Below are 12647 nucleotides of genomic sequence, written 5' to 3'. Positions count from 1 at the left end.
GAGAAGATTGTTCAGGCCGCCGTATCGATCCCTAGGTCGCTCAATTTGCGATAGAGCGTCGAGCGCCCGATGCCCAAGCGGCGCGCGACTTCGCTCATCCGGCCGCGATAATGGCCGATCGCGAGGCGGATGACGTCGGCCTCGATTTCCTCGAGCGGGCGCAAATTGCCGTCGGGCAGGTAGAGCGTCACGCCGATGGCTTCGCCGTTGATCGCGATCTCGCCTTCGCCGCTCATGCTGCCGCCGCCGAGCGTCGCCTCGATCGCGCGGAAATCGGCGCTGGTGAGCACGTCGGTGGTGCTGCCGACCGCGGCGCGGAACAGCACGTCCTGCAACTGGCGGACATTGCCCGGCCAGGCATAGGCGGCGAGCAGGCGCAGCGCGTCGTCGGTGACCCCGATCGGCCCCATATTCGGCAGCCCGCCGATGCGCGCGAGCAGGTGGCGCGCGAGCGGGCCGACGTCGCCGCGGCGTTCGCTGAGCGAGGGCAGGGTGAATTGCGCGCTCGACAGCGCATAGAACAGGTCTTCGCGGAAGTGGCCCGCCGCGATCAGCTTGTCGAGCGGGCTGGTGCTCGTCGCGATGATGCGCACGTCGACGCTCTGGCGGATCGTGCCGCCGATCATCTGGACTTCGCCGGTGTTCAGGAATTCGACCAGCTTCGCCTGCGTTTCGAGCGGAATGCACTCGACATGGTCGATGATGACGCTGCCGCCGTCGGCCTGGACGAGCCGGCCGACCTGGCGATCGAAGGCGCCGGCAAAAGCGCCGCGTTCGTGGCCGAACAGGCCCGATCCGATCAGCCCCGGCGACACCGCCGAGCAATCGACCATCACCAGCGCGCCGCGGGCGCGTGGGCTCGCGCTGTGGATCGCGCGGGCGAAAACTTCCTTGCCGGTGCCGGGCTTGCCGTTGATCATCACCGGCACGCGCGCACGCGCGGCCTTGGCGGCGATCGCGAGTGCGCTGCGGAAATTGGGGCTCGACCCGATGATTTCCTCGAAAGCGAGCGGGGCGCGGAGCTTTTCGGTCAGCGGACGCAGTTCGCCCTGCGGGCCGCCGGTCGATACGACGCGATCGAGCGCCTCGAGCAGCCGGTCGGGGGCAATGGGTTTCTGGACGAAATCGCTCGCGCCGGCGCGCATCGCGCCAACCGCGACCTCGACCCCGTTGCGCATCGTGATCACGACGAGCGGCAGCGCGGGGCGCCAGCGGCGGAGTTCGGTGACGAATTCGGTCATGTCCATGCCCGGCGCACCCTGGTCGACGAGCACGGCGTCGAGCGCCATGCCTTCCTGCGTGCCGAGCTTGGCCAGCGCGGTGTCGGTGTCGCCCGCGATGACGCTGCGCCAGCCGCCGCGCGACACCAGCGCCGCCAGAAAGCGCTGCTGTGCAGGCTCGCTGTCGACAATCATTATCGTTCGCGTGTCGCGCGTGCTTGCCATTGTCCCGAATCTGCCCCCTGAACCGATATTTATGGGTGTTTGTTCCGCTGAGGACATCTGCTCTATCCGATAGGGGTAAAAGGGCGATTAAGGTCGTTGGACTTTTGCCACGTGGTGCGGCTTTCCGCTATTGAGCATATGGGAGCGCATAGCTAAGACCGGCGCGAAGGCCGATTCTGGGCTAGGCGCGGCGCGTCTGGATCCATCCGAAACGGCGGCTGAAGGGGAAAAGCGATGGCACAGCAGGAAATGAAGGCAGCCGAGGAAACCTACGCGGGTTTCATCAACCTGTTCAAGGTCGGGTCGATCATCACCGCGGTCGTCGTCATCGGCGTCGTTCTCCTCATCGCGTCCTGACCGGACCGGCATGCGCATCGCTGTTCTGAAGGAGCTCGCCGACGGCGAGACCCGCGTCGCCGCCACGCCCGAAACCGTGAAGAAATTCATTGGCCTGGGCGCCGAAGTTGCCGTTGAATCGGGAGCGGGCGAGCAAGCTTCGATCGCCGATGCCGATTATAGCGCCGCGGGTGCCAAGGTCGGCAGCCGCGCCGATGCGCTGAAGGGTGCGAACATCATCCTCGCGATCCAGGGACCCGATCCCAAGGGTTTGACGGGTTTTGCCGACGGCGCCTGGCTCGTCGCCGGGCTCAACCCGTTCGGCGAGCGTGCGCGCGTCGACGAATATGCCAAGCTCGGGCTCGATGCGCTGGCGATGGAATTCATGCCGCGCATCACGCGCGCGCAGTCGATGGACATATTGTCGAGCCAGGCGAATCTCGCGGGCTACAAAGCGGTGCTGATCGCGGCGAACGCCTATGGCCGTGCTTTTCCGATGATGATGACCGCCGCGGGCACCGTCAGCGCCGCCAAGGCATTTGTGATGGGCGTCGGCGTCGCCGGGCTGCAGGCAATCGCGACCGCACGCCGCCTCGGCGCACAGGTCAGCGCGACCGACGTGCGCGCGGCCACGAAAGAGCAGATCATGTCGCTCGGCGCCAAGCCGATCTTCGTCGAGACCGTTGCGGGGATCGAGGGCGAGGGCGCGGGTGGTTATGCCACCGAAATGTCCGACGAGTATAAGGCGGCGCAGGCCGAACTCGTGTCGTCGCACATCGCCAAGCAGGACATCGTCATCACCACCGCGCTGATCCCGGGACGCCCCGCGCCGCGGCTGATCTCGGACGCGCAGCTCGCGACGATGCGGACGGGCAGCGTGATCGTCGACATGGCCGCCGAAAGCGGCGGCAATGTCGAAGGCTCGGTCTCGGGCGAGGCGAAACGCATCCACGGCGTCACCGTGATCGGCGCGAAGAATATCGCGGCGCTGATGCCCGCCGACACGAGCGCGCTGTTCAGCCGCAACCTGTTCAACTTCCTCTCGGCCTTCTGGGACAAGGAAGCCGGCAAGCCCGTGCTCGACGAGGAAATCGGCAATGCGGTGCGGCTGACGCAGGGCGGCAAGGTCGTGAACGAGCGGCTTCTGAGCTGAAAATCGTCACGAAACGGCCAATTTCGGTCTTTTCATGAAACTTTCTCCGGTTAGTATACGTTCAGGGCCTTCCACCCTGATTATCAACCGACTGGAGAATGATTGATGTTGCCTGCGAAGCTTTTCGCCACTCCCCTTTTTGTCCTCGCTACCCTGTCGCCCGTTTATGCGCAGGAAGAGACGGCTCCCCCCGCACCGGCCGAGACCGCGCCTGCCGAGGCCGCACCCGCTGCTCCGGCAGCCCCCGCCGCACCCGCGCAGCCGACCGGCATCGCTGCTGAAATCGCTGCGAAATCGCCCGATCACAAGACGCTCGCGTCGGCGCTGACCGCGGCCGGTGTTTCGGAGAAGCTGGCCGGCCAGCCCTTCACGATCTTCGCCCCGACCGACCAGGCCTTTGCCGCGGTGCCGCAGCCGATGACGCAGTGGCTGATGGATCCGAACAACACCGAATCGCTCGCCAAGGTGCTGACCTATCACGTCGTCCCCGGCCGCGTGACCGCCGAGGATATTTTTACCAAGATCAAGACCGGCGGCGGCAAGGCGACGCTGACGACCGTCGAAGGCGAGACGCTGACCTTCACCGAGGTGCAGGGCAATATCAAGGTCGACGGAACGCAGGGCAGCAGCGGTTTTATCACACAGCCCGACGTCGAACAGTCGAACGGAAACATCCACGTCATCAACGGCGTGCTGATGCCGACCCTCGGCTGACCTGCTGCCGCTGCGTTCGTTTGTCATAAGGAGAGAAGACAATGAAAATCCGCCTGATAGTGACGACCGCAGCGGCTGCGCTGGCGCTCGCCGGCTGCAACAGCAAACCCGAAACGCCGACCGAGACGACCACCGTCGCGGGTGGGGAGACGCTGCCGGCGGCCGACACGACGAGCGCGAACCCGACGGTCGGCGGCGCCGAAATGCTGCCGACGAAAAACATCGTCGAAAACGCCTCGGCCTCGCCGATCCACAAGACGCTGGTTGCCGCGGTGAAACAGGCCGGGCTGGTCGAGACGCTGGCGGGCGCGGGTCCGTTCACGGTCTTCGCGCCGACCGACGATGCCTTCAACCAGGTCGCGCCGCAGACGCGCGAAGGCTGGATGCGCCCGGCACAGAAGGTCGTGCTGGCCGGCCTCCTCAAATATCATGTCGTCCCGGGCAAGCTGACCGCGGCCGAACTGACCGCCAAGATTGCCGAAGGCGGTGGCAAGGCCGTGCTGAAGACTGCTGACGGACAGGATATCACCGCGACGAAGAGCGGCGATGCGATTGTCCTGACCAGCGCCAGCGGCAACAAGGCGACGATCACGCAGGCCGATGTGGGTCAGTCGAATGGCGTAATCCACGTCGTCGACGCGGTGCTCGTCCCGAAAATGTAAGCGATGGGGCCGGTTTGACCGGCTTCACGACATTTTATGTCCCGATGGGTCCGCATTTCTCGCTTTTGGAGAATGCGGGCCCATTTTTTTGACCGCTTAGGAGTCGACAGGCCAGCATCGCCACGGCAAGAGGTGCGCTCGCGGAATCAGCAGGGGAGCGCGCCGTGGATTTCATCGCCATTTTTTCGATTTTCGTCCTGGCCTGTTTCGTTGGCTATTTCGTCGTCTGGTCGGTGACCCCGGCGCTGCACACGCCGCTGATGAGTGTCACCAACGCCATTTCGTCGGTCATCATCGTCGGCGCGCTGATCGCCAGCGCCGCCGCAGGATCTGCGGCGTCGAAATGGCTCGGTCTTGCCGCGGTCGTGATGGCGAGCATCAACATCTTCGGCGGCTTTGCCGTCACCGCGCGCATGCTGGCGATGTACAAGAAGAAGGAGCGCTGAGATGGAGTTTCAGTCGATCCTTTCCGCCGCGACCGGCGGACACGGCCTCGCGGTCAATCCCTGGGCCGCCGTCGCCTATCTGGTAGCGGGCGTCTTCTTCATCCTCGCGCTTCGCGGCTTGGCCAGCCCGGCGTCGGCGCAGCGTGGCAATCGGTTCGGTATGATCGGCATGGCGATCGCGGTCGTGACCACGCTGGTCACGCATTTACCTGGAACAACCGACACCTTTGGTCCCGATTCCTATGTGTGGCGCTTCGACAGCACAGCATTTATCGAGATTTTGGTCGCGATCGCGATCGGCGCTGTCATTGGCATCGTGATGGCGCGTCGCATCGCGATGACCGCGATGCCGCAGCTCGTCGCGGCCTTCCACAGTCTTGTCGGCCTCGCTGCGGTCGCGGTCGCTGCGGCCGCTTATCTCAACCCGCAGGCGTTCGGCATTGCCGATGCTGCGGGCGAGATTTTCACCGTCAGCCGGATCGAAATGGGCCTTGGCATCGCGATCGGCGCGATCACCTTCTCGGGATCGGTCATCGCCTTCCTGAAACTCAACGGCAATATGTCGGGTGCGCCGATCATGCTGCCGGGGCGCCATGCCATCAACCTTGCGACGCTCGCCGCGATCATCGGGCTCGTCGCCTATTTCACCTTCGACCAAAGCCCGTGGGTGTTCTGGACTGTCACCGGGCTTAGCTTCGCCATCGGCTTCCTCTTGATCATCCCGATCGGCGGCGCCGACATGCCGGTCGTCGTGTCGATGCTCAACAGCTATTCGGGCTGGGCCGCGGCGGCGATGGGTTTCACCCTCGGCAACACCGCGATGATCATTACCGGCGCGCTCGTCGGCTCGTCGGGTGCGATCCTGTCGTACATCATGTGCCGCGCGATGAACCGCAGCTTCATCAGCGTGATCGCGGGCGGCTTCGGTGGTGACGATGCGGCAGCAGGGGCCGGCGGATCGAAGGAACAGCGGCCATGGAAACCCGGCAGCGCCGAAGACGCTGCCTTCCTGATGAGCCAGGCCGAAAACGTCATCATCGTCCCCGGTTACGGTATGGCGGTGGCGCAGGCGCAGCATGCGCTGCGCGAGATGGGCGACCAGCTCAAGAAGGAAGGCGTCAATGTCAAATATGCCATCCACCCGGTCGCAGGGCGCATGCCCGGCCATATGAACGTCCTGCTCGCCGAGGCGAACGTCCCCTATGACGAGGTGTTCGAGCTCGAGGACATCAACGGCGAATTCGCGCAGTGCGACGTTGCCTTCGTCATCGGCGCCAACGACGTGACCAACCCGGCGGCGAAGACCGACAAGACCTCGCCGATCTATGGCATGCCGGTGCTCGACGTCGAAAAGGCGAAGACCGTATTGTTCGTGAAGCGCTCGATGGGTGGGGTCGGTTACGCCGGCGTCGACAACGACGTATTCTACATGGACCAGACGATGATGCTGCTCGGCGATGCCAAGAAGATGGCCGACGACATCGTCAAGGCGCTGAGCGGTAGCGGGCACTAAATCCGACGGTCCGATCAAAACACCGTTCGTGCTGAGCTTGTCGAAGCACTGTTTTTTCCTCTACCGGGTGGAAGAACAGCCCTTCGACAAGCTCAGGGCGAACGGATTTTTGTTTTTCTGGAGATAAAATGCGCAAAATCGGCCTGATCGGGGGAATGAGCTGGGCATCGACCGAGCTTTATTACCGCCACCTCAACAAGGGCGTGCAAAAGCGCCTCGGTACCGCCTGTTCGGCGCCGATCCTGATGGAAAGCCTCAACTATTGCGAGCTGTCGCGCATCACGACGCCTGAGCAATGGGCGCATGCAAAGGAGGTGCTGATCGCCTCGGCGCGGCGGCTCGAGGCGGCGGGCGCGACCGCGCTGATGATCGCGGCCAATTCGATGCACAAGGTGGCCGAAGACGTCGCAGGGGCGATTTCGATCCCGATCCTGCACATCGTCGACGAAACCGGCGAGAAGATGAAGGCCGACGGGGTCAAGGCGGCGGCGGTGATCGGCACGCGCAACGTGATGACCGAAGCCTGGTTCCGCCAGCGGCTGGTCGGCCACGGGCTGACGCTCGCCCCTTATGACACGACCCGCGCCGACGAGATCGACCGGATCATTTATGAAGAACTGATGCTGGGCAAGGTGAATGAAAGTTCGCGTCGCACGATGAAGACCTTCATCACCGATGTCGCGAAGCAGGATATTCAGGCGATTGTCCTGGCGTGCACCGAACTGGTGATGCTCGTCGATGCGGATGCGAACGTGCTGCCGATCTATGACACCACGCGCATCCATGTCGCCGCGGGCGTCGACTGGATTTTGGGCGGCGAGGGCTGATCTTCTCCCCTCCCGCAAGCGGGAGGGGAACTCATCATGCCATCTTCGTCCACGTCACCGTGCGACAAAAGACCGCAACGCAGCCCTTCATCGTCAATTTGTTGCCCTTCACGCGCAGATGCGCCTTGTAATAGCGACCGTCCTCGGGGCTATAGCCTTCGCCTTTCCAGCCGTCGCCGTGCGGGGCGAGGTCCCAATAGATTTGCAGGCCCGTTATCTTGCGGCTGCGCTTGGATTTGTCGGGATTGCGCTCATCGAGCTGGCCCCCGGCGGGCTGCTTGAGCAGGATACGCTCGATGCGCCCGCACATCTTGTCGCCGCACGCGGCCATGACGACGATGCCCTTGCCGTCGTCGGTTTTCCAGCGCCCGGCAAGCGGCGCGGGCGCCGCCGCCATCGACGGAACGGCAATCAAGGCGACAAGCGCCAACGATAATCTGTGAATCAAGCGACCTCTCCCCGGTTAGCTACATGCCTGTCAGCAACATCGCTTGGCATCCGTCAAGTCTTGCCGCATGCTCGCCCAAAACAAGGGAGAGAGTGATGCGATTCCAAGGCCTGCGCCACGCGGCGATGCTCGGCTTCGTTGCGGCCTTTGCCGCCGGTCCGGCGGCCGCAAAGACGATCAGCGTCAGTGCAACAACGCCCGACGCCAACGAAAAGCTGCAGGAGGCGCTGATTCTAGCCGAGCCTGGCGATGTGGTGGAACTGGGTGCGGGCGTCTGGAAGCTGACCGACGGCCTGTCGCTCGACGTCGCCAATGTGACGCTGCGCGGCGCCGGGACGGGCGAGGGCGGGTCGATCCTCGACTTTGCGGGCCAGCAGGGCGCGGGCGAGGGGCTGCTCGTCACCTCCGACGATGTCTTCCTGACCGAATTCGCGGTGCTCAACACCAAGGGCGACGGCATCAAATCGAAGGGCGCCGACCGCATTGTCTATCACAAGCTGCGCGTCGAATGGACCGCGGGGCCGAGGGCGACCAACGGCGCCTATGGCATCTACCCCGTCGAAAGCAGCGACGTGCTGATCGACAGCGTCTATGTCCGCGGCGCGTCGGATGCGGGCATCTATGTCGGCCAGTCGAAGAATATTGTCGTGCGCGAATCGATCGCCACCGAAAATGTCGCGGGGATCGAGATCGAGAACAGCTATGACGCTGACGTTCACGACAATGTTGCGAACCGGAACACCGGCGGCATCCTGGTGTTCGACCTGCCCAGCCTGCCGATGCAGGGCGGGCACAATGTCCGCGTCTTTTCGAACGTCGTCAGCGATAACAGCGTCCCGAACTTCGCGCCCAAGGGCAATATTGTCGCAAGCGTGCCGACCGGCACCGGCGTGCTGATCATGGCGAACCGCAATGTCGAGATATTCGACAATGTGTTCGACCAGAACGGCACCGCGAACGTGATGATCGTCGGCTATCGCTATGAGCATAAGGATCCGAAATATCAGCCGCTGCCGAGGGCGATCGTCGTGCGCGGCAACCAGCATGGCAAGGCGGGCTATGCCCCGGCCTTTCCGGGCGGCGCAGAGATTGCCGCGGCGTTCGGCGGGACGATCCCGCCGGTGCTGTGGGACGGCGCGGGCGATGCGATCATACTCGACAAGGTCGGCGTGCTGTCGCTGAACCTGCCCGACGTCGCAACGCCGCAGAGCCAAGCAAAGCCGTCGCCCGCCGATCTGTCGAAGGGCACACCGCCCGCGGCCTTGCCGACGATCAAGCTGCCCGAAGCAATGGAGGCGAAGGTCCGGTGAGACGTGCATTTGCCGCGCTGGCCGCGGCGCTGCTTTGTGCCGGGGTGGCGGTGGCGGTGCCATTGGCCGGCGTCAGCCAAGAGGTGATCGACAGCGACGCGATGCCGCCGAAACTGTCGGCGTTCGGACTGTTTCGCGGCAACGACCCCAAAATGCCGTCGACGGGCGTCGGCTATACGCTGCGCGCGCCGCTGTTCAGCGATTATACCGACAAGTATCGCTTTATTTCGATCCCCATGGGGAAGAACGCAAAAATACTCGCCGACGGAGTAATCGACTTTCCTGTGGGAACGGTGCTCGTCAAAAGCTTCGGCTGGAGCGACGTCAACGACGGGCGCCCGGTCGAGACACGGCTGCTGATCCGCCGCGCGGGCGGCTGGACCGCGCTGCCCTATATCTGGGACGCCGACGGCAAGGATGCGACGCTCGCGCTGGGCGGGCGCCGGGTTCCGGTGAGCTTCAAGAGCCCCGATGGCGAGACGCACAGCATTCGTTATGCGGTGCCGAACAAGAACCAGTGCAAGGAATGCCACAGCCTGAACGGCGAGATTGTGCCGATCGGACCGAAAGTGCGGAATTTTATCCTCGACCCCGCGGCCTCCAGCCAGCTTCGCGGCCTGTATTTCGACAACCCCGCGGCGCTGAAACCGACGATGCCACAGTGGGACGATCCCAAGTCGGGCAGCGTCGCCGATCGCGCGCGCGCCTATCTCGATGTCAATTGCGCGCATTGTCACAATCCGGGCGGAAGTGCGTCGAACAGCGGGTTGTTCCTGCGCTGGACCGACGACCCGACCGGCGTCAATTTCGGTCTCGGCAAGCGTCCGACCGCGGCGGGGCGCGGCAGCGGCGGGATGGATTTCGCGATTGCGCCGGGCGACCCCGACCACAGCTTCCTGATCTATCGCCTCGAAAGCACCGACCCCGGCATCGCGATGCCCGAAGTCGGCCGATCGACGGTGCACAAGGAAGGCGCGGCCTTGCTGCGGCAATGGATTGCGGAGATGCCGAAAGCATCGCATTAGACGGCGCCATGACCCAACTCGTCCTCCACGACTATTTCCGCTCCTCGGCCAGCTTTCGCGTCCGTATCGCGATGAACCTGAAAGACCTGTCCTATGAGCGCGTCGAGATCAGCCTGATCGCGGGCGAGCAGCGCAGTGACGCGTACCTCGAGCAGAATGCGCAGGGTTTCGTCCCGATGCTGGTGGTCGACGGCGAGCCGATCATCCAGAGCATGGCGATCATCGACTGGCTCGACCGTGCCTACCCCGAACCGCGCCTGATCCCCGACGAAGCGATGCCGCGCGCGGTGGCATTGGCGCAGGCACAGGTGATCGCGAGCGACATCCATCCGCTCAACAATCTCCGCATCCTCAAATATCTGACCAAGGACCTCGGGCTCAACGAGCAGACCAAGGATCGCTGGATCGCGACGTGGATCGCGCAGGGCTTCGAGGCGCTGGAGGCGATGGTGGGCGAGGGCACCTATCTCGGCGGCGAGACACCGGGGATCGCCGACTGCTGCCTGGTGCCGCAGATCTATAATGCGCGGCGCTTCGAGGTGCCGCTGGGCGATTATCCGCGGCTGGTCGAAATCGATGCCGCGTGCATGGAACTGGATGCGTTCCAGAAAGCCCACCCCGACGCGGTGAAGCCCGCGTGATCCGCCTTCTGACGGGGACCCTCGCGCTGGCGCTGCCGGCGGCGGCGATGGCGCAACAGGCCGGGGACGAAGACCCCGACGTCTGTCTTTGCAATGTCGGAAAGGTCGATCCGCAGGAAATCGTGGTTGTCGGCGCAGGCGCGCTGACGCCGTCGGCGGGCGATGCGGTCCAAGCCATTGCGCTGCTTCGCGATCTCGCCCCCGGCCTGGGCGCGCGCGTCGAGAACCGGCTGCGCGACGAGGCGGGCCTGGTCCAGTTCCGGCGTTCCGACGCCCGTTCGGCGCATCCGACCAGCCAGGGCGCGACCCTGCGCGGCCTCGGCGGCAACGCGTCGAGCCGTGCGCTCGTCACGCTCGATGGCGTCCCGCAGGCCGATCCGTTTGGCGGCTGGGTCGCGTGGTCCGCCTATGATTCGATCAACCTTGGCGGCATCGCGATCACGCGCGGCGGTGGCAGCGGTGCCGACGGACCGGGCGCGCTTGCGGGAACGATCGCGCTCTATTCGACGCTGACCGACGGTGCGACCGCCAGTCTCGCCTATGGCAGCCGCGATAGCTGGGACGCGTCGGCGTCGGTCGGCGGCAAATTGGGCAGCGGTCAGGTCGCGGTCGATGGACGCTACAGCCGCGGTGACGGCTTCATTCCCATTGCCAAGGGCCAGCGCGGCGCGGTCGATCGCGCGGCGCCCTACGAGCAGGGCGGGCTCGGCCTGCGCCTGCGCTTCGACGCCGGCGACGACAGCCGGATCGAAGCCAGCGTGCGCGGCTTTTCCGACCGGCGCGACCGCGGGACCGACTTTACGACCAGCAAGGTCGATGGCCTCGATGCCAGCCTGCGCGTCGTCCACGATCCGGCGGGCGCCGGGCAATGGCTCGCGCTCGCCTATGTCCAATTGCGCGACTTCGACAGCGGCTTCGCGAGTGTGGCGGCGGGCCGGAACAGCGTTGCGCCTGCGCTCTTCCAGCGGGTGCCGGCGACAGGTCTTGGCGCCCGGTTCGAATTTCGTCCCGAGATCGGCGGCGCAAACCCACTCCGTCTCGGCACCGACTGGCGCCGCACCACGGGCCGGACCGAGGAGGATTTCTTTTTCACCGCTGGTGTGCCCGGTCGCCACCGCATCGCCGGCGGCAGCAGCGACACGGTCGGCGCCTTTGCCGAATGGACGTCGGGCGATCCGGGCGACGGCTTCCTCTGGACGCTCAGCGGCCGTGTCGATCGCTGGTGGCTGGGTGAGGGGTTTCGGCTCGAGCGCAATATCGCCGGCCCGGTCGTCACCGACGTGCGTTTTGCGGCGCGGCAAGGGTGGGAAAGCAGCGGCCGCGCGGGGGTGCGCTGGACCTCGGATGCGTTCTCGCTGCGCGCCGCGGGTTATCGCGGCTGGCGCCTGCCGACGCTCAACGAACTCTATCGCCCGTTCCGCGTCGGCGCCGAGGTGACGACCGCGAACGCCGCACTCAAACCCGAACGGCTGTGGGGCGGCGAGGTCGGGATCGATTGGGACACTGGCGATACCAAGCTGTCGGCGACCCTCTTCGCCAACCATCTGACGAACGCAATCGCCAATGTCACGCTCGCTCCTAACCTCAACCAGAGGCAGAATCTCGACGCGATCGACAGCAAGGGGATCGAGCTTTCCGCCGAGCAGCGGATCGGTCCGGCAACGCTGCGTGCCACCTATGCCTTCACCGATGCCGAAGTCGACGCTTCGGGCGGGGCGCTTGCGCTCGATGGCCGCCGCCCGGCGCAGATTGCGAAGCATGGCGGCAGCGTGTCGCTGCGCAGCAACGCGAGTGGCCCGTTCGGCGGTTTCGCGACGCTGCGCTATGTCGGCAAGCAGAATGAGGACGACCTCGGCCTGCTCGAGCTCGGTGACGCGCTGACGCTCGACGCCGGGCTGTCGTGGCGGCTTGCCGAGGCGGTCAGTATCGAGGCGCGCGGCGAGAATCTGTTCGACAAGCTGGTGCCCGCCGCGATCTCGTCGTCGGGGATCGTCGAACGCGCGACGCCGCGGACGCTGTGGATCGGCGCGCGCGTTTCTTTCTGAATTTCGCATCGTTCCGGCCTTCACAGACCCGAAACAGGCTATAGGATAGTCGCGACCGGACAGGGTGTTGGGGGTTACGAAG

At 64.9% G+C, this 12647-nt stretch carries 13 protein-coding genes; 11 read left to right on the top strand and 2 right to left on the bottom strand.

Annotated elements, in window-relative coordinates; genetic code table 11:
- Window positions 1–11: 11 nt before the first annotated feature.
- Window positions 12–1415, bottom strand: coding sequence for a sigma-54-dependent transcriptional regulator (locus V6M50_RS08125; protein WP_332818049.1), 1404 nt, complete (start codon window positions 1413–1415; stop codon window positions 12–14).
- Between the two features lie 264 nt (window positions 1416–1679).
- Between V6M50_RS08125 and V6M50_RS08120 the strand changes: the two genes are divergently transcribed.
- From V6M50_RS08120 to V6M50_RS08090, 7 genes are all read left to right on the top strand, one after another.
- Window positions 1680–1802 (top strand): aa3-type cytochrome c oxidase subunit IV, encoded by a 123-nt coding sequence (locus V6M50_RS08120; protein ID WP_332818048.1) that lies wholly within the window; start codon window positions 1680–1682, stop codon window positions 1800–1802.
- A 10-nt stretch (window positions 1803–1812) separates the two neighbouring features.
- On the top strand, window positions 1813–2934 hold the full coding sequence (locus tag V6M50_RS08115; protein ID WP_332818047.1) for an NAD(P) transhydrogenase subunit alpha: 1122 nt from the start codon (window positions 1813–1815) through the stop codon (window positions 2932–2934).
- A 105-nt stretch (window positions 2935–3039) separates the two neighbouring features.
- The gene (locus V6M50_RS08110) at window positions 3040–3648 is read left to right on the top strand and encodes a fasciclin domain-containing protein (protein ID WP_332818046.1); all 609 of its coding nucleotides are present in this window, start codon (window positions 3040–3042) and stop codon (window positions 3646–3648) included.
- 41 nt (window positions 3649–3689) lie between these two features.
- Complete coding sequence (locus tag V6M50_RS08105; RefSeq protein WP_332818045.1) at window positions 3690–4310, top strand: fasciclin domain-containing protein; 621 nt, start codon at window positions 3690–3692, stop codon at window positions 4308–4310.
- A 164-nt stretch (window positions 4311–4474) separates the two neighbouring features.
- The gene (locus V6M50_RS08100; protein ID WP_332818044.1) at window positions 4475–4756 is read left to right on the top strand and encodes a proton-translocating transhydrogenase family protein; all 282 of its coding nucleotides are present in this window, start codon (window positions 4475–4477) and stop codon (window positions 4754–4756) included.
- A 1-nt stretch (window position 4757) separates the two neighbouring features.
- Entirely contained in the window at window positions 4758–6269 is a 1512-nt protein-coding gene (locus V6M50_RS08095) for an NAD(P)(+) transhydrogenase (Re/Si-specific) subunit beta (protein ID WP_332818043.1), read from the top strand.
- Between the two features lie 128 nt (window positions 6270–6397).
- On the top strand, window positions 6398–7096 hold the full coding sequence (locus V6M50_RS08090; protein WP_332818042.1) for an aspartate/glutamate racemase family protein: 699 nt from the start codon (window positions 6398–6400) through the stop codon (window positions 7094–7096).
- Between the two features lie 34 nt (window positions 7097–7130).
- Here V6M50_RS08090 and V6M50_RS08085 read toward each other — a convergent pair whose 3' ends face one another.
- Entirely contained in the window at window positions 7131–7544 is a 414-nt protein-coding gene (locus V6M50_RS08085; protein ID WP_332818041.1) for a DUF2147 domain-containing protein, read from the bottom strand.
- Between the two features lie 95 nt (window positions 7545–7639).
- Between V6M50_RS08085 and V6M50_RS08080 the strand changes: the two genes are divergently transcribed.
- From V6M50_RS08080 to V6M50_RS08065, 4 genes are read left to right on the top strand one after another with little or no spacing between them, the layout of a single operon-like run.
- On the top strand, window positions 7640–8854 hold the full coding sequence (locus V6M50_RS08080; RefSeq protein WP_332818040.1) for a parallel beta-helix domain-containing protein: 1215 nt from the start codon (window positions 7640–7642) through the stop codon (window positions 8852–8854).
- On the top strand, window positions 8851–9879 hold the full coding sequence (locus tag V6M50_RS08075; protein ID WP_332818039.1) for an SO2930 family diheme c-type cytochrome: 1029 nt from the start codon (window positions 8851–8853) through the stop codon (window positions 9877–9879). The genes V6M50_RS08080 and V6M50_RS08075 overlap by 4 nt, the downstream gene beginning before the upstream one ends.
- 8 nt (window positions 9880–9887) lie before the next feature.
- Complete coding sequence (gene maiA, locus V6M50_RS08070) at window positions 9888–10520, top strand: maleylacetoacetate isomerase (protein ID WP_332818038.1); 633 nt, start codon at window positions 9888–9890, stop codon at window positions 10518–10520.
- Entirely contained in the window at window positions 10517–12565 is a 2049-nt protein-coding gene (locus tag V6M50_RS08065; RefSeq protein WP_332818037.1) for a TonB-dependent receptor, read from the top strand. The genes maiA and V6M50_RS08065 overlap by 4 nt, the downstream gene beginning before the upstream one ends.
- The last annotated feature ends 82 nt before the right edge of the window (window positions 12566–12647 follow it).

Source organism: Sphingopyxis sp., assembly GCF_036675685.1.
GTDB lineage: Bacteria > Pseudomonadota > Alphaproteobacteria > Sphingomonadales > Sphingomonadaceae > Sphingopyxis.
Note: the sequence above shows the minus strand (reverse complement) of the source record. Positions and strands in the feature narration are given on the sequence as shown.

Excerpts from the sequence above, each read along its gene's own strand:
- maiA (WP_332818038.1), top strand. The coding sequence starts at position 9,888 with ATGACCCAACTCGTCCTCCACGACTATTTCCGCTCCTCGGCCAGCTTT.
- V6M50_RS08125 (WP_332818049.1), bottom strand. The coding sequence starts at position 1,415 with ATGATTGTCGACAGCGAGCCTGCACAGCAGCGCTTTCTGGCGGCGCTG.
- V6M50_RS08120 (WP_332818048.1), top strand. The coding sequence starts at position 1,680 with ATGGCACAGCAGGAAATGAAGGCAGCCGAGGAAACCTACGCGGGTTTC.
- V6M50_RS08095 (WP_332818043.1), top strand. The coding sequence starts at position 4,758 with ATGGAGTTTCAGTCGATCCTTTCCGCCGCGACCGGCGGACACGGCCTC.
- V6M50_RS08110 (WP_332818046.1), top strand. The coding sequence starts at position 3,040 with ATGTTGCCTGCGAAGCTTTTCGCCACTCCCCTTTTTGTCCTCGCTACC.
- V6M50_RS08090 (WP_332818042.1), top strand. The coding sequence starts at position 6,398 with ATGCGCAAAATCGGCCTGATCGGGGGAATGAGCTGGGCATCGACCGAG.
- V6M50_RS08080 (WP_332818040.1), top strand. The coding sequence starts at position 7,640 with ATGCGATTCCAAGGCCTGCGCCACGCGGCGATGCTCGGCTTCGTTGCG.
- V6M50_RS08115 (WP_332818047.1), top strand. The coding sequence starts at position 1,813 with ATGCGCATCGCTGTTCTGAAGGAGCTCGCCGACGGCGAGACCCGCGTC.
- V6M50_RS08105 (WP_332818045.1), top strand. The coding sequence starts at position 3,690 with ATGAAAATCCGCCTGATAGTGACGACCGCAGCGGCTGCGCTGGCGCTC.